Here is a 24,325-nt window from a genome sequence, read left to right as displayed (position 1 = left end):
GGAGCTGAGGATGGGACCGCGGGTCAGCACGAGCATCTTGGCCGAGCGCCTCACGGGCATGATCGGCCCGCGCGCGAGCGTTGCGCGCGGCGTGCTCGATCAGCACGGGCAAAGCGAGTCGCATTATCGCAATTTGCCGCCCGACATCGTCGTCTTCCCTGAGACCACGCAGGAGGTCGCGGAGATCGTGAAGCTGTGCGCGAGCGCGGGCATGCCGATCGTTCCGTTCGGCGCCGGCACCTCGCTTGAAGGCAATGCGGCCTCCGTCGCCGGCGGCGTCTGCTTCGACTTCGCGCGCATGAACAAGGTGCTCAGCGTGCACGACAGCGACATGGATGTCGTGGTGCAGCCTGGCATTACCCGCAAGCAGCTCAATGCGGAGCTGCGCAACACCGGCCTGTTCTTCCCGATCGACCCCGGCGCCGACGCCTCGATTGGCGGCATGGCCTCCACGCGCGCCTCCGGCACCATGGCGGTTCGCTACGGCACCATGAAGGACAATGTCATGGCACTGGAAGTGGTGCTGGCCGACGGCCGCGTGATCCGGACCGCGAAGCGTGCGCGCAAGTCGGCCGCCGGTTATGACCTCACCCGCATGTTCGTTGGCGCGGAAGGCACGCTCGGCGTGATCACCGAGATCACGCTGAAGGTGCATCCCGTCCCGCAGGCGATCTCGGCCGCGGTCTGCAGCTTCGACACACTCCATAATGCCGTCGACACCGCGATCTCCGTGATCCAGTCCGCGATCCCCGTCGCGCGCATCGAGCTGCTCGACGACGTCATGATGCGCGGCATCAATGCCTATGCCAAGCTCGGCTATCGCGAAGCGCCCACCCTGTTCTTCGAATTCCACGGCTCCGAGACCTCCGTCGCCGAACAGGCCGAGGCCGCGCAGGCGATCGCCGCCGACAATGGCGGCCACGGCTTTGCCTGGGCCAAGGCGCCGGAAGACCGCAGCCGGCTCTGGCACGCCCGCGACAACACGCTCTATGCCGGCCTCGGCCTCCGGCCCGGCGCGCGAGCCGTGATCACCGATGTCTGCGTGCCGATCTCGCGGCTGGCGGAATGCCTGACCGAGACGCGGCGCGACGCCGACGAGCACGGCTTTACCGCGCCGATCGTCGGCCATGTCGGCGACGGCAATTTCCACATGCTGATCCTGATCGATCCGACAAAGCCCGAGGAGGCCGAAGGCGCCAAGGCGCTGCAGGCCCGCATGGTTGCCCGCGCCATCGCCATGGACGGAACCTGCACCGGCGAGCACGGGATCGGGCTTGGCAAGATCGATTATCTCACCGACGAGCTCGGCGAAGCCGTCGACGTGATGCGATCCATCAAGACCGCGCTCGATCCGAATGGTCTGATGAATCCCGGAAAGATCTTTTCAGGCGGGGCCAAAGTATGAGCGACGCGCTCCCGATCGAGGTCACCTCGCCGACGCCGCTGCTGGAGCTGCGCGGCATCAGCAAGGAGTTCCCCGGCGTCAAGGCGCTGGATGACGTGTCCTTTGCCGTCTACCCCGGCGAAGTGCACATGCTGCTCGGCGAAAACGGCGCCGGCAAGTCGAGCCTGATGAAGGTGCTTTGCGGTGCCTACCGCGCTGACGCCGGTGAGTTTTACTACAAAGGCGAGAAGGTCGCGATCTCCTCGACGGCAGATGCGCAGAAGCTCGGCATTGCCGTGATCTTCCAGGAATTCTCGCTCGTCCCCTATCTCGATATCGCACAGAACATCTTCCTCGGCCGCGAGCCGAAAGGCCACATCCCCGGCGCCATCGACCGCCGCAAGATCCTGGCTGACGCAAAGCGCGTGCTCGACACCATCGGCTTCGACATCGATCCCTCCACCATTGTCGATAGGCTCGGCGTCGCGCAGCAGCAGATGGTCGAGATCGCCAAGGCGATCAGCCAGAACGCCCGCATCCTCGTCATGGACGAGCCGACCGCGGCGCTGTCCGACCGCGAGACCGAGCTGCTGTTCGCCTTGATCGCGCGGCTGAAGGCCGACGGCGTGTCGATCGTCTACATCTCGCACCGGATGGCCGAGGTGTTCGCGCTTGGCGATCGCATCACCGTGCTGCGCGACGGCCGGCGCATCGACGGCGTCCGGCCCGCCGACGTTACGCCGGACCAACTGGTCCGCATGATGGTCGGCCGCAACGTCGACATGACCTATCCGCGCAACTTTGCCGACAAGCCCGGCGATCTGCTGCTCGAGGTCAAGGGTCTGACCGCCTCGACCGGCATCTCCGACATCAACATCGAGGTGCGCCGGGGCGAGATCGTCGGCCTGTGCGGCCTGGTCGGCTCGGGCCGCAGCGAAGTCGCGCGCGCCATCTTCGGCGCTGATCCCGTCAGCGCCGGCGAGATCATCTTCGACGGCAAGACCATCTCCGGCGAGCCTGACCTCGCCGCCCGCCGGGGTATCGCGCTGATCCCGGAGAGCCGCAAGAGCGAGGGCCTCGCGCTATTGCGCTCGGTGAGCGACAATCTTGTAGTGTCGGCGCTGCGAAAGCTGTTCCCGAGCGGACTTTTCGATTCCCGTGGCGCGCAACGGACGTCCGACGGCCTGATCCGGCAATTGAGGATCGCGACACCGAGTGCGCGTCAGACCGTCGGCCTGCTCTCGGGCGGCAACCAGCAGAAAGTCGTGATCGGCAAATGGCTGGCGGCCGGCTCAAAGCTCTTCATCTTCGACGAGCCGACGCGCGGCATCGACATCGGCGCCAAGTCCGAGATTTTTGCGCTGATCGACCGCCTGGTCGCGGAAGGCGCGGCGGCACTGATGATCTCGTCCGAGCAGGTCGAGATCTGCCATGTCTGCGACCGCGCCTATGTGATGCGCGAGGGGCGCATCGCCGGCCACCTGAACCGCAACGAACTGACCGAGGAAAACATCGTGCGATTGGGGATGCATCATGCGTGAGGCCGCGGTCGTTTCACAACCCAATCCGTTGCAACGCATTCCCGGCGTTGCCATCGTCCTGGTGCTCCTGATCACGCTGTTCAGCGTGATCGCGCCCGGCTTCCTGTCGGTCGCCAACCTCTCCAACGTGCTGGTGCAGTCGACCATCCTGACCATGCTCGCGCTGCCGATGACGCTGATCATCATGACCGAGGGGCTGGACTTGTCGATGGGCGCGGTGCTGACGCTGACCTCGCTCTGCGTCGCGATCGTGTCGCTGGCCACCAAATCGATGTTGCTGGGTTTCGGCGCCGGCCTGCTGGTCGGTGCGGCCTTCGGCGTCGCAAATGGCTGGCTAGTCGCCATCCTCGGCATTCCGCCCTTCGTCGCGACGCTCGGCACGCTCGGCATGGCCCAGGGCCTGTCGCTGATCGTCAGCGACGGCCAGAGCGTGGTCGGCATCCCCCACAGCGTCCGCGACATCTATTCGGCGACGCTGCTCGGCATTCCCGTGCCGATCGTGATGGCGCTCGTCACCTACGCTGCGTTCCACGGCCTGCTCTATCACACCCGCTTCGGTACCTACATCTTCGCGCTCGGCGGCAACCGCGAGGCGCTGCGCTATGCCGGCCTCTCGCCGAACAAGCTGCTGATCGCGGTCTACGCGCTCGGCGGCGCCATGGCCGGCATCGCGGGCCTGTTGATGACCGCGCGGATGAATTCCGGCCACCCGACCGCCGGCCTTGGCCTCGAATTCGATGCCATCGCCGCGGTCGCCGTCGGCGGCACCTCGTTCGAGCGCGGCAATGGCTGGCTGCTCGGTACCCTGCTCGGCGTCCTCTCCGTCGGCGTGTTGCGCAACGGGCTCAACCTGATCTCGCTGCCCTCCTCCGTGCAGGTCGCAAGCGTCGGCGTCCTCGTCATCGTCGCGCTGTTCCTCGATGGTCTCAGGAGCCGGGCATGACCGACATCACGAAAGACGCCATGATGCCGCCCCGCTCCTTCCTGTCGCAGGACGCGATCCAGGTGTTCTATCGCCTGCTCGCAGCTCTCCTGATCTGCGCGGTGCTCGCCGTGCTCAGCGATTCCTTCCTCAGCCTCGGCAACATCCTCAATGTGCTGAGACAAGCGAGCCTGACCTTCTTCATCGCCTCCGGACTGACGCTGGTGGTGCTAACCGCCGGCCTCGATCTCTCCGTCGGCGCCAATGTTGCGCTGTCGGCCTGCATCGCCGGCACCGTGATCCACAAGACCGGTTCGCCCGCGCTCGGCATCCTCACCGGGCTTGCCTGCGGCGGCATCGTTGGCCTGCTCAACGGCATCATGGTCACCGCGCTGCGCATCCCCTCCTTCATCGCCACCTATGGCATGCTGTGGGTGCTGAACGGCCTCACTTACTGGTACATGGCGGGCGAGACCCTTCACGGCTTCCCCGCGGGCTTCCGCCAGATCGGCAGCGGCTATCTGTTCGGCCTGCCCATCCCGGTCTATCTGCTGCTGGTGTTCCTCGGGATCGGAACGCTGTTTGCGCAGCGGACGATCTGGGGCCAGGAGATCTATGCGATCGGCGCCAATCCGGTCGCGGCCCGCCTCTCCGGTATCCCGGTCGCGCGCCGCCTGCTGCTGGTCTATGCGGTCTCGGGCACCATGGCGGGCCTTGCATCGATCATCTTCCTGTCGCGGCTCAATTCGGCCGAGGCCGATATCGGCGAGAGCCTGACGCTGCCCGCGATCGCGGCCGTGCTGATCGGCGGCACCTCGCTGTTCGGCGGCGTCGGCACCGTGTTCGGCACCTTCATCGGCGCGCTGATCCTGACGCTGGTGCTGAACGGCATGAACCTGCTCTCGGTCAGCGCCAACTGGCAGCCGCTCGTCACCGGCATCATCGTCATTCTCGCGGTCTGGCTCGACATGAAGACCCGCCGCCGCGCGCAGTAAGTGTTTTTCGATATCCAACAAGCAAAACGAGGGATGGAGGCAATATGAGACAGAAACTGGGCTATCTGGCGCTGCCGCTGCTGATGGCGGCCGCGTTCACCACCGAGGCGCGCGCCGACGGCGAGACCATCGCCGTCTTCACCAAGAACCAGACCAACCCGTTCTTCCAGACGGTGCGCGTCGGCGCCGACAACATGGCGAAGGCGCTGAACGCCAAGACGCTTCAGTACATCCCGACCAAGCCGGATTCGATCCCGGAGCAGCTGAGCCAGATCGAGGATGTCGTGGTGAAGAAGCCGAGCGCGATCGTGTTCACGCCGGTCGACTACAAGGCGATGGTACCCGGGGTCGAGAAGATCAACGAAGCCAAGATCCCCGTCGTCAACATCACCGACCGTTCCGCGGGCGGCAAGTTCCTCTCCTTCGTCGGCGCCGACGATTACAGCCTCGGGCTCGAGACTGCGCGCTTCCTGCTCAAGACGCTCGGCGGCAAGGGCAACATCGTCATCATCGAGGGCGTCAAGGGTTCGCTGACCAATGTCGACCGCGTCCGCGGCTTCAACGACGCGCTGAAGGAGACCCCTGGTGCGAAGCTCCTGGCCTCGCAGCCGGGCAACTACCAGCGGCTCCAGGCGCTCCAGGTGATGGAGAATTTGATGCAGTCGAATTCGCAGATCGACGGCGTGCTGGCGGCCAACGACGCCATGGCGGTCGGCGCGATCGAGGCGCTCGACGGCGCCAACCGCAAGGCCCAGGTGATCGGCATCAACGGTACCAAGGAGGCCATCGACGCGATCAAGTCCGGCAAGCTGCTCGCGAGCGGCGACTACAACGGATTTGCCCAAGGCTGCCTCGGCACCATGATGGCGATCCGCTCCCTGCGCAATCAGCCGGTCATCGCCGAGATCGTGCTGAAGCCGACCGTCATCACCAAGGACAATTTTGGGCCCTTCGACGTGCCGCTGGAGCAGCGGACCTGCCCGACCTTCGAGGATGCCGGCAAGCTCAGCGCGAAGTAAGTCCACCGATCACGTCCGGACGGCCGCCTCTCGCGGCCGTCCCAAGAACCAAAGTCAAGAAACGGAGACGACCATGCTGTTCGCCATTCACGCCGTCGACCGCGCCGGCGCGCTGCCGACCCGGCTTGCCAATTACGACGCCCACAAGGCTTTCCTCAGCGACACCTCGCGCTTCGGCGTCAAGATCGTGATGTCGGGGCCGCTCGTCTCCGACGATGGTCAAACCATGATCGGCAGCCTGTTCCTGATCGAGGCGCCCGGCCGTGGCGACGTCGAGGCCTTCAATCGCGCCGACCCCTTTGCCGCGGCCGGCATCTGGGAAAAGGTCACGATCACGGGCTTCCTGCGCCGGCAGGGTTGAGGCCGGCCCCATCAAAAATGCGAAAACAACCCCATGCACAGTAGAATGGAGTTGTTTTTGCTGACGAATTTCCGGCGCGAATCTCACCCTTCAGCCGCTCGTCGCCACAGCTCCGTCTTCGAGATGACAGGCCACCCACTGCTCGGTCCCAACTGCGCGAAGCACCGGCTCTTCGACCCGGCAGCGATCGAAGACGAGCGGGCAGCGGGTGTGGAAGCGGCATCCCTTCGGCGGATTGATCGGGCTCGGCACGTCGCCCTTGAGGATGATGGGATTGCGCTGGGCGCCGGGCTCGGGGAGCGGCACCGCGGACAGCAGCGCTCTGGTGTAGGGATGCCTTGGCGCGGCAAAGATCTCTCGGCGCGGCGCTATCTCGACGATCTTGCCGAGATACATGACGGCCACGCGGTGGGTCATGTGCTCGACGATCGCGAGGTCGTGGCTGATGAACAGCAACGCGAGGCCGAACTCGCTCTGGAGATCCTGCAGCAAATTGACGATCTGCGCCTTGACCGAGACGTCGAGCGCCGAGACCGCCTCGTCGCACACGATCAGCTCGGGTTCGGCCGCGAGCGCGCGGGCGATGCCGATGCGCTGGCGCTGGCCGCCGGAGAACTCGTGCGGCCTGCGGTTCAGCGCCTCGCGCGGCAGGCGCACGGTGTCCATCAGAGAGGTGACGCGGACCTCGAGATCCTCGGCGGATTTGGCGAGGCCGAAATTCCGGATCGGTTCGGCCAGGATGTCGCGCACCCGCATGCGCGGATTGAGGCTGGAGAACGGGTCCTGGAACACCACCTGCACGCGCCGGCGCATCTGGCGCATCGTGCCCGGATGTGCGTCGTCGATACGCTGGCCGTCGAGGATGACCTGGCCTGCGGTGATGTCGAACAGCCGCAAAATGGCGCGCCCGACCGTCGACTTGCCGCAGCCGGACTCACCGACCAGCGACAGCGTCTCGCCGCGCGCGATCTCGAAGGAGACGCCATCGACCGCATAGACGAATTCGGACTTGCGGCCGAACAGGCCGGACTTGACCGGAAAGTGCTTCTTGAGGTCGTTGACCTGGAGCAGCGGAGGGCTCATGCCGCGACAGCTCCCTTGGCCGCATAGTGGCAGGCGGCGACGTGACGAGGGCCTTTCTCTTCGAGCCCCGGCGCATATTGACGACAGAGATCGGTCGCAAGCGCGCAGCGGCCGGCAAAGACGCAGCCGGTGATCGGCTTTCTGAGATCGGGCACCTGCCCGGGAATTTCGGCGAGCCGTCTTGCCGTGCCCGTGAGCGACGAGCCGAGCCGCGGCACCGCGCCAAGCAGGCCCTGCGTGTAGGGATGCCGCGGCGCGCGGAACAGTTCGGCCACCGGCGCCTCCTCGACCTTGCGGCCCGCATACATCACCATGACGCGCTCGGCGATCTCGGCGACGACGCCGAGATCGTGGGTGATCAGGATGATGGCCGCGCCGACCCGGCGCTTGAGGTCCAGCATCAGCTTCAGGATCTGCGCCTGGATCGTCACGTCGAGCGCGGTGGTCGGCTCGTCGGCAATGAGAAGCTTGGGATTGCAGGCCAGCGCAATCGCGATCATGACGCGCTGGCGCATGCCGCCGGAGAGCTGGTGCGGATATTCGCGCACGCGGCGTTTCGGCTCGGGGATGCCAACCAGCGTCAGCATCTCGATCGCGTGCGCCTCGGCGGCCTGCTTGTCCAGGCCCTGATGGATCATCAGTGTCTCGCGGATCTGCCGGCCGACGGTCAGCACCGGATTGAGGCTCGTCATCGGCTCCTGAAAGATCATCGAGATGTCGTTGCCGCGGATCGCGCGCATCTCGCGATCGGAGAGTTGCAGCAGGTCTCTCCCTGCAAAGCGGATCGCGCCTGCGATCCTGCCCGGCGGCTCCGGGATCAGCCGCATCAAGGACATCGATGTCACCGACTTGCCGCAGCCGGATTCACCGACGATGGCGAGCGTCTCGCCCTCGTTGACATGGAAGGACACCCCGTCCACCGCGCGGTTGATGCCGCCGGGGGTACGAAAGTGGGTCTGGAGGTTTTCGACTTCGAGCAGCGCCATCGCGATCAACCCCGGTCAGAGACGCTTGGCCATGCGCGGATCGAGCGCATCGCGGAGACCGTCGCCGAGTAGATTCACCGCAAGCACGGTGACCGAGAGGAAGGCCGCCGGAAAGAACACGATGTAGGGCTTGACCTGCCACAGCGCGCGGCCCTCGGCCATGATGTTGCCCCAGGACGGAATGGTCGGCGGCGTGCCGGCGCCGATGAAGGACAGGATCGCCTCGGTGATCATGGCGCTGGCGCAGATATAGGTCGCCTGCACCAGCATGGGCGCAAGCGTATTGGGCAGGATGTGGCGCAGGATGATCATCGGCGTTCGCGTGCCGCAGGCGACCGCAGCATCCACATAGGGCTGCTCGCGCAGCGACAGCACCACGCTGCGAACGAGGCGCGAGACGCGCGGGATCTCGGCGACGGTGATGGCGAGGATGACGTTGCCGACGCTCCCCCGCGTCAGCGCCATCAGCGCGATCGCCAGCAGGATCGGCGGGATCGACATCAAGCCGTCCATGAATCGCATCAGGATGCCGTCGGCCCAGCGGATGAAGCCGGAGACCATTCCGATGGCCAGGCCGGCCACGGATGCGAAGATCGCGACCGACAGGCCGACCGTGAGCGAGACCCGCGCACCGAACAGTACGCGTGAATAGATGTCGCGGCCGAGTACGTCGGTGCCGAACCAGAAATCGGCCGACGGCGCCCGGGTGCGCTTGGCGGGGGCGAGCGCTGTCGGATCGACCGTCCAGAGATAGGGCGCAAAGATCGCGATCAGGACGAGCGCCAGCAGCAGCGCGCCGCCGATCGCGACCGTCGGATGGCCGCGCAATAACCCGACGAAGCCGCGCCGGATCGTGACCGGCCGCAGGATTTCAGGCAGTTGTGGCGCAAGAACGAGCCCGGCCGGAAGCGATTGCGGATTGACGGTCGTATCGGTCAATAGCGGATCCTCGGGTCAACGAGCGTGTAAATGACGTCGATCATCAGATTGACGAGGACGTAGACGAAGCTGAACAGCAGGACGATGCCTTGGATAACGGGATAGTCACGGCGCAGGATGGCATCGATCGTGAGCCGGCCGAGGCCGGGAATCGCGAACACGCTCTCGGTCACCACCGCGCCGCCGATCAGCAGCGCGATGCCGATCCCGATCACGGTCACGATCGGCACCGCCGCGTTCTTCAGCGCGTGAATGAACAGGATGCCGCCCTGCCCGAGGCCCTTGGCCTTGGCGGTGCGGATATAGTCCTGCTGCAACACTTCGAGCATGGCGGCGCGGGTGATGCGCGCGACCAGCGCGATATAGACGCAGCCGAGCGCGATCGCCGGCAGGATCAGGTTCTCGAGCCAGGGCCAGAAGCCTTGGTTGAGCGGCGTATAGCCCTGCACCGGCAGCCATTCGAGCTCGAGCGCGAAGATGTAGGCGAGCATGTAGCCGACCACGAACACGGGCAGCGAGAAGCCGAACACGGCGAAGCCCATGATGACGCGGTCGATCAGGCTGCCGGCCTTCCAGGCCGCCACCACGCCGAGCGGCACCGCCACCACGATCGTGAGCAGCAGCGTGACGATCATCAGCGACAGCGTCGGTCCGAGGCGCTGCCCGATCATCGCCGAGACCGGCAGGTTGGTGAAGATCGAGGTGCCGAGATCGCCGTGCAGGATACGCCAGACCCAGCTTCCGAACTGGACCAGGAAGGGGCGATCGAGACCGAGGCTCTGGCGGATGCGCTCCACATCCTCCGGACTCGCCTGGTCGCCCGCGATCACCACGGCGGGATCGCCCGGCGCGATGTAGAGCAGGCTGAACACGAACAGCGCGACGATGGCCATGACCGGCAGGGTCGCGACGATGCGACGGAGGATGTAGGAGAGCATCTGGCCTCAACGCACGATCATGCAGACTTCGACACGCCCCAGAAGAACGGCAGCGGCCCCTTGGTGATGCCGGAGACGTTCTTGCGCCAGGCCGTGTAGGTCAGGAAGAAGCCGGTCGGCGCATAGACGACATCCTCGAGCGCGGCCTTGTTGACCCGCCCGATCGCCGCCTTCTCCTCCTCGAGATTCTTGGCGTCGAACCAGGTCGTGATCTCCTTCTCGGTATTCGGGCTATTGGGCCAGCCGAACCAGGCCTTCTCGCCATTGGCGCGGATGGCGGTGTAGGCGGCGGGCGTGATGCAGTCGGCGCCGGCATGCCAGCTGTGGAACATGTTCCAGCCACCCTGCCCGGGCGGCGTCTTCGCCGCGCGGCGCGAGCCGACCGTGCCCCAGTCCGTCGCGACGAAGTCGACATTCATGCCGAGCCGCTTCAGGAGATCCGCGGTGACGTCGCCTTGCGCCTTGGTGATCGGCTGATCCTGCGCCACCAAACAAGTCACCGGCTGGCCGGAATAGCCGCTCTCGGCCAGCAGCTTCTTGGCCGCATCGAGATCGCGCTTGCCCTTCAGGATCTCGCCACCCAACTCGCTGTAGAGCGGGGTGTCCGGCGTGAAGAAGCCAGGCAGCGCCTTCCACAATGCGTTGTCGTCGCCGACGATCGCGCGCATGTAATCTTCCTGGCTCATGGCCATCAGCACCGCGCGCCGCGCCCGCACGTCGTTGAACGGCGCGAACAGATGGTTCATGCGGAACGAGCCGATATTGCCGAGGGGATCGCCGATATCGACGCTGATGTTCTTGTTCTTCTTCAGCACGGGCACGAGATCGGCGATCGGGTTCTCCCACCAGTCGACCTCGCCGTTCTGCAGGGCGGCGGCCGCGGTGGCCGGATCAGGCATCACGATCCATTCGATGCGATCGAGCTGCATCTGCTTGCCGCCTGCGAGCCACGACGGCTTCTCCTGGCGCGCCACGTAGTCGGCGAACTTCTCGAACACGGCCTTGGCGCCTGGCACCCATTCGCCCTTGGCGAACTTCATCGGCCCGGAGCCGACATACTCGGTGATCTGCTTGAACGGATCCGTCTTGGCAATGCGCTCGGGCATGACGAAGGAGCACGGCGCGTTGTTCTTGGCGAGCGCGTAGAGCATTTTCGGAAAGGGCTGCTTCAAGACCCATTTGAAGGTGCGGTCGTCGACGACGGTCAATTCCTGCTGGTTGGCGAGGATCATCAGCCCCATCGGATCGCGCGCAGCCCAGCGCGACAGGCTCGCGACGACATCCTTGCTCAGCACCGGCTCGCCGTCGTGGAACTTGAGACCGGGGCGCAGCTTGAACGTCCAGATCTTGCCGTCGTCCGAAGTCTCCTCGGACTCGACCATCTGCCGCTGCGGCTGCAGCTGCGCGTCGATGCCGTAAAGCGTGTCCCAGACCAGCGCGGCGGCATTGCGCACGACATATTGCGTGCCCCAGATCGGATCGAAATTGGCGAGATTGGCTTGCGGCACGAAGCGGAGGGTGCGGGCTGATGCGCCCTGCGCGATCGCCGGGGCCGAGAGGCCCGTCAATGCCAGACCGCCCGCGCCAGCCAGTCCCTTCAATACGGTCCTGCGATCCATGAAGTCCTCCCGTTAATGCCGTGATGCCGGCCATCGTTGGCCAAGAGCAGGTGAAACCAGAACCCGTTGGCGTGCAAATGGTATGCCACTAACCGGACCTTCGCCAGCGGGATCTCAATGTCTTTTGGGCCGGCCCAGGCCTCACAGAGCTGCCGCCAGCATCTCGCCGGTCTCGATATGCGGGATGGCCTCGACCAGCTTGCGCGTGTAGTCCGTCTTCGGATTGTCGAACAGCGCCCGGCTCTCGCCCTGCTCGACGATTCCGCCATTGCGCAGCACGATGGTGCGGTCGCAGAGCATGCGCACCACGTTGAGATCGTGGCTGACGAACAGCAGCGCGATGTCGTTCTCGCGCCTTAGGCGATCGAGCAGTTGCAGCACAACCGCCTGCACCGAGACGTCGAGCGCGGCAGTCGGCTCGTCCAGCACCAGAAGCCGCGGCCGGCAGGCGATGGCGCGGGCGATGCCGACGCGGGCCTTCTGGCCGCCGGAGAGCTGGTGCGGAAAGCGCGGCAACAGATCCAGCGGCAGCCCGACCCTTTCAGCACATTCTTCCACCCGTTCGCTTAGCGCCTCACCCGCCCGCATGCCGCCAAGCCGCATCAGGGGGTGGGCGATACAATCGAAGGCCGTAAAGCGCGGATTGAGGCTCTCGTTCGGATCCTGGAACACCATCTGGATGTCTTTGCGCAAGGGCGAACGGTGAAAGTCGCGCGAGGCCACGTGACCGATCGAATGCCCGTCGAACACGATGTCGCCTTCGCTCGGGTCGATCAGGCGGCAGATCATCCGCGACGTCGTGCTCTTGCCGGATCCGGACTCGCCGACGAGCCCGACGCTCTCGCCGCCGGCCATCGTCATCGAGAAGTCGGCCACCGCAGCAGAGCCCTGGTCGAAACGCTTTGCCAGTTTTCGCACTTCCAGAAGTGGCGGCGTGCCGTGCGCGAGCTCCGCTCGGGGCTTGCCGACGACAGTCGCGTAGCGCTCCCGCTCCTCTTCCGTCACGAGATCTTCGATACGGGACGTCGCGGTCGGCGATGCCGCGACCAGGCGCCTCGTATAGGCGTGCTGCGGCGCGCTGAAGAGTGTCCTGGGACTCGCCTCCTCGACGATGCGGCCACGTTCCATCACGGCAATGCGGCGGCAATAGCGCGCCGCAAGCCCGAGATCGTGCGTGATCACGATCGTGGCCATGCCGCGCGCGGCGGCAATGTCCGCCAGGAGATCCATCACCACCTTCTGCGTGGTGACGTCGAGGCCGGTGGTCGGCTCGTCCGCGATCAGCAGCGCGGGATTGCAGGAGATCGCGATCGCGATCATGACGCGCTGGCACATGCCGCCGGAGAGCTCATGCGGATAGGCGTTCATCCGCGCCTCGGGCTCACGGATCTGAACGGCGCGCAGCAGGTCCAGCGCCTCGCCCCGCGCTGCCTCTTTCGAGATGCGCTTATGGGTGAGGATCGCGTCCGCGATCTGCAGGCCGATCGCCCGGATCGGATTGAGCGCCGCCCGCGGGTTCTGGAAGATCATCGACATCGCGGCGCCCTGGAGCTGACGAAGGTCATCGCCCCTGAGCTTGGTCACGTCCTGCCCGCGAAACAGGATCTTGCCGCCGGTGACGCGGCCGGCCGTGTCGAGCAGCCGCGTCGTGGCAAAGCCGGTCACCGACTTGCCCGAGCCGCTCTCGCCGACGAGGCCGAGCATCTCGCCCTTCTCGACCGTGAGCGTCACGCCGCGCACGGCCTCGACCATGCCGCGTCGCGTCGAGAACGCGACGTGGAGGTCGTCAATGCTGAGCAGCGCCTCGCTCATGTGCGCATGCGGGGGTCGAGAATGTCCCGCATCCCGTCCCCGAGGAGGTTGAAGCACAGCACGGCCATCATCAGCGCCAGCCCCGGAAATGCGACCAGCCACCAGCGCCCGGTCGAGATGAAGCGCGCGCCTTCCGCGACCATGATGCCCCATTCCGGCGTCGGCGGCTTGACGCCCAGACCGATGAAGGACAGGCCCGCGGCGTTGAGAATGGCCCAGCCGAGGTTAAGCGAGATCTGCACCGCCATCGCAGGCAGGATGTTCGGCAACAGGAAGCGCAGCACCACCGAGAAATGGCTCTCGCCGCAGGCCCGCGCCGCCTCGACCCAACCGACATTCCGGCGGACATTGACCTCGGCCCGCGCGAAGCGGATGTAGAAGGGAAGATTGATGATCGCGGTTGCGATCACGATGTTCTCGATCCGGTTGCCGAGGGCTGCGACCATGGCCATCGCCAGCACGAACAGCGGAAAGGCCATCATCACGTCGACGAAGCGGCCGACGCCGCGATCGAGCCGGCCGCCGGCATAGCCACAGAACGAACCGACCACAGCACCGATCGCGAAGGAGATGCCGACGGCGGAGACCGCAATGGCGAGATCAAGTCGCGCAGCAATGATTAGACGGCTGAACACGTCGCGTCCGAGCTGGTCGGTCCCGGCAATGTGCGCCGCGCTCGGCGGCAGCAATGCCTCCGAGACATTGGAGGCCACGGGATCGTAAGGCACGATCCACGGTCCGAAGATCGCAACCAGCACGAACAGGAGTACACCGGTGGCGGCAACGGCGGTGAGCGGGTTGCCGCGCAGGATCCAGACCGAATGACGGAGAGTTGCGCTGGTCATCCGATCGACACCCTGGGATCGGCGATGCCGTAGCAGATGTCCACGACCAGATTGACCAGCACGAACAGGCTGGCCATCAGCAGCACAAAACCCTGCACCGGCGCATAGTCGGAGGACAGCAGCGCATCGAGCGCATAGGAGGCGACGCCCGGCCAGGAGAACACCTTCTCGACCAGCACATTGGCGCCCAGCATGGTCGAGAACACGATGCCGGCAATGGTGATCACGGGCAGGATCGCATTGCGCAGCGCGTAGGTCACGACCACCTTGCGCCAGGACAACCCGACCGAGCGCGCGGTGCGCACGAAGTCGCTGCCGAGCGAGACCAGCATCGAGGCACGCGTGATCCGCGCCAGCGGCGCGATCACGAACAGCGCCATGCTCACCGCCGGCAGGATCAGCTGCTTGCAGGCCGCCCACCATCCCTCGAAATCACCGGCGAGCAGGAAGTCGATCGAGAGAAACCCGGTATGCTGCGGCGGCAGCGAAGTAAAAACGTCGATCCGCCCTGTCGGATCGGGTGCAAGGCCGAGCAGATAGTAGAAGACGTAGATCAGCAGCAGGCCCGACACGAAGGTCGGCACGCAGACGCCGAGCGCGCAGAACAGCCGGACGCCGTGATCGACGACCGAGCCCGGCTTCAAGGCCGCGACCACGCCGAGCGGCACCGCGGCGATCAGCGCGATCAGGAGCGCGGTGAAGGTGAGCTCGAGCGAGGCCGGCAGCCGCTCGCGCAGATCCTTCAGCACCGGCTGCCCGGTCATCATGGAGCGGCCGAGATTGCCGCGGCCGATGTCGGAGAGATAGAACACGAGCTGCTCCGGTACCGATTTGTCGAGCCCCATCTGCTTGCGGATCTGCTCGATCTCCTCCCTGCCGGCATTGGGTCCGGAGGCGAAGAACACCGCGGGGTCGCCGGGCAGGACGCGCATCAGGAGGAAAGTGAAGACCAGCACACCGAACAGCGCCGGCAGCGACGACAACAGCCGCCTGCCCGCCCGCACCATCGTTGCACCAAGTCCGGTCCTCACCTTCTAGAGCTCCTTTGGTCTGACGCTATCACTTGCGGCTGACATCGCGATAGTCGACCTGGCGGTGGAACTCGTAGGTGTAGCCCTCGATCGAGGACGCCATCACCGCATCCTGGTTCGGCTGCCACAGCATGATTTGCGGCATCAAATCGAAATGCATCGCGTTGAGCTTGCGGCCCGCTTCCTCGTACTTCGCCTTATCCGGCTCGAAGCGGGCTTCCTGCGCGATCGCGGCAAGGTCCGGGTTGTTGATCGAGCTGTAGTTCCAGCGCTGATTGCCGGTGTAGAAGTTGCGGTAGAAGTAGTCCGTGGACGGCAGCCATGCGACGATGCCTTCGGTGTAAAAGGGCAGCTTCTTCTCGTTGATCTGCGTCGACATCTGCGCATCGGGCAGCTTCTGGATGTCGACCTTGATCCCGATCTTGGCAAGCGACTCCTTGACCAGTGCCGCCATCGGCTCGGCGGTCGAGGCCTGGCCGACGTTGAAGCTGAAGGTGGTCGAGAAGCCTTCCGGCAGGCCGGCGGCCTTGAGATATTCCCTGGCCTTGTCGAGATCGATCTTGACGGGTTGCTGGAACGGATAGATGCCGTTCAGCGGCTTGCCGTCCGGCCAGCTCGCACCGAACAGCGGCGCGCCGCGGCCGAACAGAGCGGCCTTGAACATGTCGTCATAGGGCAGCGCAAAGGCGACGGCGCGGCGGACATTGACGTTATCGAAGGGCGGGATCTGGTTATTCATCGAGACGAAGGTGATCGAATTGTATTGCGGGGTCGAGATCACCTTCAGCTTGCCCTTGGCCTCCAGCGACTGCACGTCGCTGGCCTGGAGATCGACCACGAGATCGGCATCGCCGCGCTCGACCAGATTGGCGCGCGTCGCCGGCTCCGGCACCGACTGGATGATCACGCGCTTGAAGAACGCCGGCTTGTCGGGCGAGCCACGATTCCAGGCCTCGTTGCGCTTGACGATCACCTGCTCGCCCGGCTTGAACGTCTCGATCACATAGGCGCCGCTGCCGGCGGTGTGCTCCTTCAGCCAGGCGGTGGCCCAGGGATCATCCGCGGTCGCGTGCTCCTTCGCCACCTTCGAATTGATGATCATGGGATAGACGGTGGCGAGGTTCGGCAGCGCGAGCTTGTCGGGCTTCGGCAACGTCACCTCGATGGTGAGAGGATCGATCACCTTGAACTGATCGGCCGACGTCAACGAGCCCGTAAGCAGCTGCGCCTTGCCGAGAATCGGCGCGGTGACGCAGCGATCGAGCGACCATTTGACGTCCTCCGCCGTGACCGGCGAGCCGTCCTGGAATTTTGCGTCCTTGCGCAGGCGGAAGGTGAGCTTCAACCCGTCGGGACTGACGTCGTAGGATTCGGCGAGCTCGCCGGTGATCTTGTCGAGATCGAACACCCATTTGCCATTGAGCTGCTTGCGGCCGAACGCCACCAGCCGGTCATAGGTGCTCATGCTCAGCGCGAAGGATTCGCGCGTCGAGCCGGGGATGTTGGGATCGAGCGTGTTGACGGATGCGCCGGTGACATAGCGCAGCGTCTCCGCCCGGGTTTGCGCCTGCGAAGGCGCGATGGCGACGAGCAACAGCGCAGTGGCGGCGAGCACGGAGGACGCCGGCCTGAAAGACACAAAACGCATTGGTTTTTCCCCGAATTTCGAACAAGAATGCCAGCAAGGCAGGTTAAGAAAGAAGCAAGTTGCGCGCCAGTCTCATGATGCGCTTCTGCGGATGCTTCGTCGCGGCGGCGCATGGATGATCATCGCGCTTCTCCTATTTTTCCCGCCCGCCGCGTGACCACCGCCTGCGGCACGTCGTAGGCGCTGAGCGAGGCCCAGTGCCGCGCAACATCGGCGCGGAACAGGCCACGCGTCAGGCCGTGGACCAGCTTCGGCACGGCCGTCGTCATCGCGTTGATTGATGACCCCGACGGGCCGAAACTCATGGTCGAGGCGATGGCGAACAGATGGATGTCGGAGATCCACGGCGTCTCGCCCGGCACGCGCTCGGTGAAGGCGTAATCGTCGGCGAGATAGGGGAAGCGGCCGAGCCGCGCGTTGCGCTCGTTGTCCGGCGGCTGATAACGGTCGGCCCAGGTCGCGATATTGCCAGAAAATCGACTGAGCTCGCCGCGCGCGGCAAAGTTCATATCGATGCCGGTGCCGCAGATGACGAAGTCCGCCGCTATGGCGCCAAGCGGCGTGTGCAATTCAATACCTTTTCCGGTCGCGCACGCGGCTTCGATCGGCGCGCCCTCGTGCAATGTGAAATTGGCGTGGCGCGCGCAGCGGTCGTAGGTCGCTTGCGGGAATCCTTCCCGCATTTCGAGAATCTTGCGCATGAAACGCCAGCGCCAGGCATCATCGAGATCGCTGAGATGACGCAGGAAGCCGCGGAAGGTCAGCCAGCGATAGGGCTGAATCACCTGGATCTGCGCGCGGCGACACAGCAGGTGCACCTCGCCCGCCCCCGCCTCTAGCGCAGTGGCCGCATTGTCGAACGCGGATGCGCCGGCCCCGATCACGGCGACGCGCTTGCCGCGAAGCTTTTCGAAATCGATCTCGTCGGCGACGGTTGCGACCGAGCGTGCCGGCAAATCGCGCAGCGGCTCGGGGATCATCCAGCCGCCCATGCCCTCCTGTCCCGTCGCCAGCACGATCTTGCGCGCATGGAGCGTCTCGACTTCTCCGGATCGTTTCACGATGGCGGCCAGCAGGCCATCGGCCGCCGGCGCAATCTCCAGAAGCTCGCAGCCGTTGCGCACAGGCAGGTCTATCGTGCGTCGCAGCCAGAGCAGATAGTCCGCCCAATGGCCACGCTCGATCAGGCCAAGCCCCTGCCAGCTCTCCTTGCCGAAGCGGGCTTCATGCCAGGACTGATAGGTCAGGCTCGGGATATCGAGGTCGGGCCCCGTATAGTCCTTCGGGCTGCGCAAGGTCGGCATGCGGGCATAGGTCAGCCACGGCCCCTCCATCCCCTCCGCGGCCTTGTCAAGCAGCAGGATGTTGCTGACGCGGGAGCGCATCAGACCGAAGCCGATGGCCACGCCGGATTGGCCGGCGCCGACGATGAGCACGTCCAGCGCGGGCTTGCCGTCCGGCCCCATCTTCGGTTCGAGCCAGGCGGCGCCGGGATGCGCGATCCTGGCGAGATCGGCGCGAATGCCCGCTTCGAGCTGTGTCAGCGCATCACTCATGCCGCGAGCCATCCCCCGTCGACCACCATCACCGTGCCGGTCGTGAACGAGGATGCGTCGCTCGCCAGATGCAGCGCGGTCTGCGCGATCTCCTCGGCCACGCCGAACCGCTTCATGGCATGGCGGTTGCGGGAGGCTTCGCGCACCTCGTCGGCGTTGCCATGCCGGGCAAAGCTGCGGCGAAGCATCGGCGTGTCGATCGCACCCGGCGCGATGGCGTTGACGCGGATGCCGTCGGTTGCGAAATCCACCGCCATCGTGCGCGTCAGGCTGACGATGGCGCCCTTGGCGGCAATGTACGCGCTGTTGCCCTTGCCGCCGGCGATGGCGAGTTGCGAGGCCAGCGTGATGATTGAGCCGCTGTTCTGCCGCTGCATCTGCGGCACCGCAGCCCGCGCCCACAGCCAAGTGCCACCGACATTGGTGCGGAACACGGCATCCCAATCGTCCGGATCCGTGGTCAGCACCGTGCCGCCGACGGAAAATCCGGCCGCCGTCATCAGGATGTCGAGCCGGCCGTGCCGAGAGACGACGTCGCTTACGACGGTCTCGGCGAATGCGGCATCGCCGACGTCGCCGACATGCGTCGTGGCCTCGCCCACCAAGCGCAACGTCTCTTCGAGCCCTGCGGCATCGCGATCGACCAGAGCGAGATGCGCGCCCTCCTCCGCGAACAGATTTGCGCTGGCCCGGCCGATGCCCGAGCCCGCTCCGGTGATAATGGCCGTGCGCCCCTGCAGCCGCATGTCAGATCCCATCCTTGTGCTGCATCCACCAGGCGCTCATCGCAGCGGCCGACTCCGCGCAGCCGAACCGGGCGCGCCAGCCGAACTCATCGGCCATCCGCTCGACCGACAGCGGCGCCCGATCCCCGCCGTGGAGCTTGATGACGGTTCTTTCTCCCGGCGCGGCCAGCCGGCATTGCAGCCCGGGATGCAACGCCGCAAAGGCCTCGCCCCATTGCAGCGCCGACCAAGCCGCACCGCTGGAGATGTTGTAGAGCCGGTGGCGCGGCCGCTCGGCCTCGATCAGCACCGCCACCGCTTCGGCGGCGTCGGGCGCGTAGGTCCAATCCTTGGTGCCCGGCGCGGGAAGGAGCGCCGGCTCACCGCGGGCGAACTCGGCGAGAATCTGGAACTGGAGGCTTGGCGTATCGCGCACTGAGCCGGGTCGCTCCCACGGACCGAACACGGCACTCAAGCGGACACTGAGGAAGTCGCCGCCAAAGAGCTCGGCATGGCGTGCCACGGAGCGCTCCGAGGTGAACTTGCTGATGGCGTAGAACGAGACGGGATCGCAGGGCGTTTCCTCGTCGAGCACCTGACAGCGCTGGCCCGCAGCGCCGTAAGCCGATGCCGACGAGAGATTGACGACGCGGCGAACACCATGGCGGATCGCGGCTTGCAGGATCGGAATCTGCGCCATCACGTTGATCTCGAGAACGCGCGCCGGCGATGCGCGTTCGAGGTCATCGCCCGCGGTGACCGCAGCGCCGAGCACGATCGCATCGCAGCCCCCGGCGATGAGGGCCTCGATGGCCTCGGCGTCGGTGATGTCGCCCTGAACGACCTTGAGCCGCTCGCGACGATCGGCCAGCGATCGCTGCGCAGTCTTCGGCAGCGGCGCGCGATCATACACTGTCACCTCGTGCCCGCGCGCGAGCAGCACCTCGGCGAGGTTTAGGCCGACAAAGCCGGTGCCGCCGAAGATGACGATCTTCATCGCGCGCGATCCACGATCACAGCAGTTTGGCCCCGAAATTCCGTTCCGGATCCATGTCGGCGACCAGCCGGCCCGTCGGCTTCGCCGCCTCGCCGCCGCTGCGCGCCAGGAATTTTCCGCTGCCGGCGCTCGCGAGGCACTTGTCGCCGTCGACGATCACGCGGCCGCGCGACAGCACCGACACCGGCCAGCCCTTCAGCTTGCGGCCCGCGAACGGCGTGTAGCCGGCGAGGTCGTGCATCATCTCGTCGGCGATCACGGTCTCTCGGTTGGGATCCCAGATCGCGATATCGGCATCGGCGCCGACCGCGATCGAGCCCTTGCGCGGGTGCAGATTGTAGATCTTGGCGGGCGCGGTCGAGGTCAGCTCGACGAACTTTTCCAGGCCCAGCCGCCCCTTCGAAACCATCGCGTCGAACAGCAGCGGCAGCCGCAGCTCCAGCCCCGGCAGGCCGTTTGCGACCTGCTTGAAATTCGGATTGGGGCCGGCGCGCAGCTTGCCGGTTTCGTCGAAGCGATACGGCGCGTGATCCGACGAGATGGTCTGGAGATCGCCGAGCGACAGCGCCTGCCACAGCGCCTCCTGGTCCGCATGGGTGCGCGGCGGCGGGCTGCACATCCATTTGGCGCCCTCCGCGCCAGGCTTGTCGAGATCGGCGCCGGTGAGGAACAGATATTGCGGACAAGTCTCCGCGAACACCTTCAGCCCCTGCCCGCGGGAGTCGCGGATCACCTTGGCGCCTTCGGCGGTCGAGACATGGAAGATCATGATCGGCTGGTCGATCAGCGCCGCCATGCCGATCAGCCGGGTGAAGGCTTCCGCTTCCGACACACGGGCATGACTGACGGCGTGGTATTTCGGCATGGTGTAGCCGCGCGCGAGCAGCCGCTTCACCATCCAGGCGATGATGCCGTGGTTCTCGGCATGGGCGCACAGCATCGCGCCGGACTGGCGCGCCGCGAGCAGGATGTCGAGCAAGGGCTCGTCGTCGACCTTGAGCCGGTCATAGGTCATGAAGATCTTGATCGAGGCGTGGCCCTGCTTCACCAGCGCCGGAATGTGCTCTTCGACTGTCTCTTTGGTCGCGTCCGCAATGATCATGTGAAAGGCGTAGTCGATCACGGCGCCCTTCTTCGCCAGCGCGTGATAATCCTCCACCACCTGCGGCAATTTCATGCCGACATGCTGGGCGGCGAACGGGATCACCGTGGTGGTGCCACCGAAAGCGGCAGAGACGGTCGCGCTCTCGAACGTGTCGGCATTCATGATACCGGCGGCCGACAGCTGCTCGATATGGGCGTGACTGTCGACACCGCCGGGCAGCACCAACTTGCCGCGCGCATCGATCTCGCGCCTGGCCGCCGGAAGCCCGCGGCCGATCGCCGCGATGGTCTCGCCGGAGATGGCAACGTCGGCCTCGAAGACATCGGTGGTGGTGGCGACGCGTCCGCCGCGGATGATCAGGTCGTAGGTGGGTTCAGTCATGAGGCACTCCGTGATAGGCTTTGGGCAAATGATCTCCGTTTCGTAGGAAGACCATCATGTCCCGGCCACGCATTCTCGTCATCAATCCGAACTCCAACCCTGCAGTCACGCAAGGGCTGGAGGAGGCCTTGAGGCCGCTCGGTTTCGAGGGTGGGCCGGAACTGGTCTGCCAGTCGCTGGCAGAGGGTCCGTTCGGCATTGAGAGCCAGGCCGACGTTGACGGCGTCGCGATGCCGCTGCGACGGCTGGTGGAAAGCGACAACAGCTCTTCGGCCTTCGTCATCGCCTGCTATAGCGATCCCGGCCTTCAGGTCTGCCGCGAAGGCACGGAACGGCCGGTATTCGGCATTGCCGAGTGCGGCGTGCTGACCGCGCTGGCCCGCGCCGAAACGTTCGGCGTCATCGCCATCGCGCAGCGCTCGATCCCGCGCCACATGCGCTATCTCAGGCAGATGGGATTGACCGATCGCCTCGCCGGCGAGCGGCCGCTCAACATGAGCGTCGCGGAGACCGCCTCGGGCGACGGAACACTGGCGAAGATGATCGAAATCGGCCGTGCGCTGCGCGACCAGGACGGCGCCCGCGCCATCGTGATGGGCTGCGCCGGCATGGCGCGCCATCGCCGCCCGCTCGAAGACGCGCTGGGCATTCCCGTGATCGACCCGACACAGGCGGCGGTCACGATGGCGCTGGGCACGGTGCAGTTCTCGGCTCACTAGGCGTCCTTCAGCTCATTGGCGTCCTGCCGCGCACGCCATTGCGCGTGGCTCTCGCGCGTCAGCGAAAAAACATCCCGTTGGGTCGTGTAGAGATTGCCGAACATGCGGCCGATCGGCCGGTAAGCGTTGAGATCGACATACATGTTGGCCTCGTCGACTAGGCCCTCACGGGCGTGAATCCTGAGCACCTCGCCAACCAGCAGTTCCCGGTCGGGCGAAAAGGTCAGCACGACGTGGCGCCGGCATTCGAGCGCGAAGGGTGCAGCGGCGAGGCGCGGCACTTTCACATCGATGGAGGGAAGCGTCGCAAGCCCGGTCGCCGCGACCTCGCTGTCGCCCGAAGGGAAATCGACCGCGCAATCGTTCATCGCGACCGACAGCGCCTCGTCCACCATGTGCACGACGAACTCGCCGCCGCGATGGATGTTGCGGGTGGTATCCTTCGGCGAGTGATCCGGCTTGTGCTGAAGACCGAGCACGACCAGCGCGGGGCTCTCGGAAAACACATTGAAGAAGCTGAACGGGGCCGCATTGACCGCCCCGTTCTCGTCCAATGTCGTCACCAGCGCGATCGGCCGCGGCACGATTACGCCGCAGAGCAGCTTGTAGCGATCGCGCGGATCAAGCTCGCGCACGGAAATGCCATTATCCGACATCGGCGTCATTTCTCCGGCGGCGGCACCGCGCCGGTTTGGCTGGTGATCAGGCCGTAATGCTCGATCCGGCGATGCTGCGCGAAATTGAAGATCGTGGTCTTGCCGAAATTTGTGGCATCGAGATCGCAGGGATGGAGCAGGAGCTCATCGTCCTCCGTCCTGGCTTCAGTGACGATCTCGCCGTTGGGATCGACGATCAGGCTGCCGCCGAACAGCGGGTGGCCATCCTCATTGCCGGCCTTGGCCACCGCGACCACCCAGGTCGAATTCTGATAGGCGCCGGCCTGCACGGAAAGGCGGTTGTGAAACAGGCGCTTCTCGACGCCCTCCTCGCTTCGCTCCGCGTTGACGGAGGGCGTGTTGTAGCCGATCAGCACCATCTCGACTCCCTGCAGGCCCATCACGCGATAAGTCTCCGGCCAGCGCCGATCGTTGCATATGGCCATGCCGATGATGCCACCCAGCTCACGCCAGACGTTGAAGCCGAGATCGCCCGGCTCGAAATAGCGTTTCTCCAGATGCTGGTGCGAGCGCTTGGTGTCGTACTCCACATGGCCCGGCAGATGAACCTTGCGATATTTGCCGACGATCTTGCCGGACTTGTCGGTCAGGATCGCCGTGTTGAAGTGATGGCCGTCCGGTGTCAGCTCCGCATAGCCAAAGTTCATCGCCATCTGGTGCTGCGCTGCGCGCTCGAACAGCGTCTTCGTCGCCGCGTTCGGCATCTCACGCTCGAACCAGATGTCGAACTCGGCGCGGTCCTCCGCGTACCAGCGCGGAAAGAATGTCGTCAGCGCCAGTTCCGGATAGACGATCAAATCGGCGCCCTTGCTCTTGGCTTCGTCCATCAGCGCGATCATGCGCTTGACCACGGCCTCGCGACTATCGGCCTTCTGGATCGGGCCCATCTGGGCGGCGGCAACATTGACGATACGCATCAGCGATTTCCTGGTGATCTCTTGGACGACGTGAAAGCTTCAACGAATTGCCGGCGCGTGCAGCATAACGCGGCACCGCCGAAGGTTTCCAGCCGGATGGGTTGGACAGTTTTTGTGGCGCGATC

Annotated in this window: 22 protein-coding genes; 7 read left to right on the top strand and 15 right to left on the bottom strand. The window is 65.3% G+C overall.

Annotated features, from left to right (window positions below; genetic code table 11):
- The first annotated feature begins 10 nt into the window (after positions 1-10).
- From GGD62_RS31505 to GGD62_RS31480, 6 genes are all read left to right on the top strand, one after another.
- Positions 11-1,405 carry an FAD-linked oxidase C-terminal domain-containing protein gene (locus GGD62_RS31505; protein ID WP_183712061.1) on the top strand — a complete coding sequence of 465 codons (1,395 nt, stop codon included), beginning with the start codon at positions 11-13 and terminating at the stop codon, positions 1,403-1,405.
- Positions 1,402-2,925 carry a sugar ABC transporter ATP-binding protein gene (locus tag GGD62_RS31500; RefSeq protein WP_183712058.1) on the top strand — a complete coding sequence of 508 codons (1,524 nt, stop codon included), beginning with the start codon at positions 1,402-1,404 and terminating at the stop codon, positions 2,923-2,925. Before GGD62_RS31505 ends, GGD62_RS31500 begins: the two co-directional genes overlap by 4 nt.
- Positions 2,918-3,868, top strand: coding sequence for an ABC transporter permease (locus GGD62_RS31495; RefSeq protein ID WP_092256105.1), 951 nt, complete (start codon positions 2,918-2,920; stop codon positions 3,866-3,868). Before GGD62_RS31500 ends, GGD62_RS31495 begins: the two co-directional genes overlap by 8 nt.
- Positions 3,865-4,842 carry an ABC transporter permease gene (locus GGD62_RS31490; RefSeq protein ID WP_179731282.1) on the top strand — a complete coding sequence of 326 codons (978 nt, stop codon included), beginning with the start codon at positions 3,865-3,867 and terminating at the stop codon, positions 4,840-4,842. Before GGD62_RS31495 ends, GGD62_RS31490 begins: the two co-directional genes overlap by 4 nt.
- Before the next feature lie 44 nt (positions 4,843-4,886).
- Positions 4,887-5,861, top strand: a complete 975-nt coding sequence (locus tag GGD62_RS31485; RefSeq protein WP_183712057.1) for a sugar ABC transporter substrate-binding protein — start codon at positions 4,887-4,889, stop codon at positions 5,859-5,861.
- A 73-nt stretch (positions 5,862-5,934) separates the two neighbouring features.
- Positions 5,935-6,222, top strand: coding sequence for a YciI family protein (locus GGD62_RS31480; protein ID WP_038970499.1), 288 nt, complete (start codon positions 5,935-5,937; stop codon positions 6,220-6,222).
- 90 nt (positions 6,223-6,312) lie between these two features.
- Here GGD62_RS31480 and GGD62_RS31475 read toward each other — a convergent pair whose 3' ends face one another.
- The 13 genes from GGD62_RS31475 to hydA all read right to left on the bottom strand — a co-directional run bounded on the left by GGD62_RS31475 (position 6,313) and on the right by hydA (position 21,887).
- The gene (locus GGD62_RS31475; protein ID WP_028142478.1) at positions 6,313-7,305 is read right to left on the bottom strand and encodes an ABC transporter ATP-binding protein; all 993 of its coding nucleotides are present in this window, start codon (positions 7,303-7,305) and stop codon (positions 6,313-6,315) included.
- Positions 7,302-8,291, bottom strand: coding sequence for an ABC transporter ATP-binding protein (locus GGD62_RS31470; RefSeq protein ID WP_018315996.1), 990 nt, complete (start codon positions 8,289-8,291; stop codon positions 7,302-7,304). Before GGD62_RS31470 ends, GGD62_RS31475 begins: the two co-directional genes overlap by 4 nt.
- A 15-nt stretch (positions 8,292-8,306) precedes the next feature.
- On the bottom strand, positions 8,307-9,230 hold the full coding sequence (locus GGD62_RS31465; protein ID WP_183712056.1) for an ABC transporter permease: 924 nt from the start codon (positions 9,228-9,230) through the stop codon (positions 8,307-8,309).
- Positions 9,227-10,168, bottom strand: a complete 942-nt coding sequence (locus GGD62_RS31460; RefSeq protein WP_018315994.1) for an ABC transporter permease — start codon at positions 10,166-10,168, stop codon at positions 9,227-9,229. The genes GGD62_RS31465 and GGD62_RS31460 overlap by 4 nt, the downstream gene beginning before the upstream one ends.
- 17 nt (positions 10,169-10,185) lie before the next feature.
- Complete coding sequence (locus GGD62_RS31455) at positions 10,186-11,787, bottom strand: ABC transporter substrate-binding protein (RefSeq protein ID WP_183712055.1); 1,602 nt, start codon at positions 11,785-11,787, stop codon at positions 10,186-10,188.
- Between the two features lie 141 nt (positions 11,788-11,928).
- Entirely contained in the window at positions 11,929-13,599 is a 1,671-nt protein-coding gene (gene nikE, locus GGD62_RS31450; protein ID WP_183712054.1) for an ABC transporter ATP-binding protein, read from the bottom strand.
- On the bottom strand, positions 13,596-14,444 hold the full coding sequence (locus tag GGD62_RS31445) for an ABC transporter permease (RefSeq protein WP_018315991.1): 849 nt from the start codon (positions 14,442-14,444) through the stop codon (positions 13,596-13,598). The genes nikE and GGD62_RS31445 overlap by 4 nt, the downstream gene beginning before the upstream one ends.
- Positions 14,441-15,475 (bottom strand): ABC transporter permease, encoded by a 1,035-nt coding sequence (locus GGD62_RS31440; protein WP_183236067.1) that lies wholly within the window; start codon positions 15,473-15,475, stop codon positions 14,441-14,443. Before GGD62_RS31440 ends, GGD62_RS31445 begins: the two co-directional genes overlap by 4 nt.
- Before the next feature lie 28 nt (positions 15,476-15,503).
- Complete coding sequence (locus GGD62_RS31435) at positions 15,504-17,123, bottom strand: ABC transporter substrate-binding protein (protein ID WP_183712053.1); 1,620 nt, start codon at positions 17,121-17,123, stop codon at positions 15,504-15,506.
- A 119-nt stretch (positions 17,124-17,242) separates the two neighbouring features.
- Positions 17,243-18,679 carry an NAD(P)-binding domain-containing protein gene (locus GGD62_RS31430; protein WP_183712052.1) on the bottom strand — a complete coding sequence of 479 codons (1,437 nt, stop codon included), beginning with the start codon at positions 18,677-18,679 and terminating at the stop codon, positions 17,243-17,245.
- On the bottom strand, positions 18,676-19,425 hold the full coding sequence (locus GGD62_RS31425; RefSeq protein WP_183712104.1) for an SDR family oxidoreductase: 750 nt from the start codon (positions 19,423-19,425) through the stop codon (positions 18,676-18,678). Before GGD62_RS31425 ends, GGD62_RS31430 begins: the two co-directional genes overlap by 4 nt.
- A gap of 1 nt (position 19,426) precedes the next feature.
- Positions 19,427-20,401: an NAD(P)-dependent oxidoreductase gene (locus GGD62_RS31420; protein ID WP_183712051.1), complete on the bottom strand. Its 975-nt coding sequence runs from the start codon at positions 20,399-20,401 to the stop codon at positions 19,427-19,429.
- Positions 20,402-20,417: 16 nt separating this feature from the next.
- The gene (gene hydA, locus GGD62_RS31415; protein ID WP_183712050.1) at positions 20,418-21,887 is read right to left on the bottom strand and encodes a dihydropyrimidinase; all 1,470 of its coding nucleotides are present in this window, start codon (positions 21,885-21,887) and stop codon (positions 20,418-20,420) included.
- A 56-nt stretch (positions 21,888-21,943) separates the two neighbouring features.
- Here hydA and GGD62_RS31410 point away from each other — a divergent pair, with 56 nt between their 5' ends.
- The gene (locus tag GGD62_RS31410) at positions 21,944-22,606 is read left to right on the top strand and encodes an aspartate/glutamate racemase family protein (protein WP_018315984.1); all 663 of its coding nucleotides are present in this window, start codon (positions 21,944-21,946) and stop codon (positions 22,604-22,606) included.
- Here the strand turns inward: GGD62_RS31410 and GGD62_RS31405 are convergent.
- Complete coding sequence (locus GGD62_RS31405; RefSeq protein ID WP_183712049.1) at positions 22,603-23,271, bottom strand: flavin reductase family protein; 669 nt, start codon at positions 23,269-23,271, stop codon at positions 22,603-22,605. The two genes, GGD62_RS31410 and GGD62_RS31405, sit on opposite strands and share 4 nt — an antisense overlap.
- The gene (locus tag GGD62_RS31400) at positions 23,268-24,200 is read right to left on the bottom strand and encodes an N-carbamoyl-D-amino-acid hydrolase (protein WP_183712047.1); all 933 of its coding nucleotides are present in this window, start codon (positions 24,198-24,200) and stop codon (positions 23,268-23,270) included. The genes GGD62_RS31405 and GGD62_RS31400 overlap by 4 nt, the downstream gene beginning before the upstream one ends.
- Positions 24,201-24,325: the final 125 nt, after the last annotated feature.

Origin of the sequence: Bradyrhizobium sp. ERR14 (genome assembly GCF_014198235.1) — a bacterium.
Taxonomy (GTDB): domain Bacteria; phylum Pseudomonadota; class Alphaproteobacteria; order Rhizobiales; family Xanthobacteraceae; genus Bradyrhizobium.
Note: the sequence above shows the minus strand (reverse complement) of the source record. Positions and strands in the feature narration are given on the sequence as shown.

What these genes read in the sequence shown, in the direction of transcription:
- GGD62_RS31505 (WP_183712061.1), top strand. Translation starts at nt 11, where the DNA reads ATGGGACCGCGGGTCAGCACGAGCATCTTGGCCGAGCGCCTCACGGGC.
- GGD62_RS31500 (WP_183712058.1), top strand. Translation starts at nt 1,402, where the DNA reads ATGAGCGACGCGCTCCCGATCGAGGTCACCTCGCCGACGCCGCTGCTG.
- GGD62_RS31495 (WP_092256105.1), top strand. Translation starts at nt 2,918, where the DNA reads ATGCGTGAGGCCGCGGTCGTTTCACAACCCAATCCGTTGCAACGCATT.
- GGD62_RS31490 (WP_179731282.1), top strand. Translation starts at nt 3,865, where the DNA reads ATGACCGACATCACGAAAGACGCCATGATGCCGCCCCGCTCCTTCCTG.
- GGD62_RS31485 (WP_183712057.1), top strand. Translation starts at nt 4,887, where the DNA reads ATGAGACAGAAACTGGGCTATCTGGCGCTGCCGCTGCTGATGGCGGCC.
- GGD62_RS31480 (WP_038970499.1), top strand. Translation starts at nt 5,935, where the DNA reads ATGCTGTTCGCCATTCACGCCGTCGACCGCGCCGGCGCGCTGCCGACC.
- GGD62_RS31475 (WP_028142478.1), bottom strand. Translation starts at nt 7,305, where the DNA reads ATGAGCCCTCCGCTGCTCCAGGTCAACGACCTCAAGAAGCACTTTCCG.
- GGD62_RS31470 (WP_018315996.1), bottom strand. Translation starts at nt 8,291, where the DNA reads ATGGCGCTGCTCGAAGTCGAAAACCTCCAGACCCACTTTCGTACCCCC.
- GGD62_RS31460 (WP_018315994.1), bottom strand. Translation starts at nt 10,168, where the DNA reads ATGCTCTCCTACATCCTCCGTCGCATCGTCGCGACCCTGCCGGTCATG.
- GGD62_RS31455 (WP_183712055.1), bottom strand. Translation starts at nt 11,787, where the DNA reads ATGGATCGCAGGACCGTATTGAAGGGACTGGCTGGCGCGGGCGGTCTG.
- nikE (WP_183712054.1), bottom strand. Translation starts at nt 13,599, where the DNA reads ATGAGCGAGGCGCTGCTCAGCATTGACGACCTCCACGTCGCGTTCTCG.
- GGD62_RS31445 (WP_018315991.1), bottom strand. Translation starts at nt 14,444, where the DNA reads ATGACCAGCGCAACTCTCCGTCATTCGGTCTGGATCCTGCGCGGCAAC.
- GGD62_RS31435 (WP_183712053.1), bottom strand. Translation starts at nt 17,123, where the DNA reads ATGCGTTTTGTGTCTTTCAGGCCGGCGTCCTCCGTGCTCGCCGCCACT.
- GGD62_RS31430 (WP_183712052.1), bottom strand. Translation starts at nt 18,679, where the DNA reads ATGAGTGATGCGCTGACACAGCTCGAAGCGGGCATTCGCGCCGATCTC.
- GGD62_RS31425 (WP_183712104.1), bottom strand. Translation starts at nt 19,425, where the DNA reads ATGCGGCTGCAGGGGCGCACGGCCATTATCACCGGAGCGGGCTCGGGC.
- GGD62_RS31420 (WP_183712051.1), bottom strand. Translation starts at nt 20,401, where the DNA reads ATGAAGATCGTCATCTTCGGCGGCACCGGCTTTGTCGGCCTAAACCTC.
- hydA (WP_183712050.1), bottom strand. Translation starts at nt 21,887, where the DNA reads ATGACTGAACCCACCTACGACCTGATCATCCGCGGCGGACGCGTCGCC.
- GGD62_RS31410 (WP_018315984.1), top strand. Translation starts at nt 21,944, where the DNA reads ATGTCCCGGCCACGCATTCTCGTCATCAATCCGAACTCCAACCCTGCA.
- GGD62_RS31405 (WP_183712049.1), bottom strand. Translation starts at nt 23,271, where the DNA reads ATGACGCCGATGTCGGATAATGGCATTTCCGTGCGCGAGCTTGATCCG.
- GGD62_RS31400 (WP_183712047.1), bottom strand. Translation starts at nt 24,200, where the DNA reads ATGCGTATCGTCAATGTTGCCGCCGCCCAGATGGGCCCGATCCAGAAG.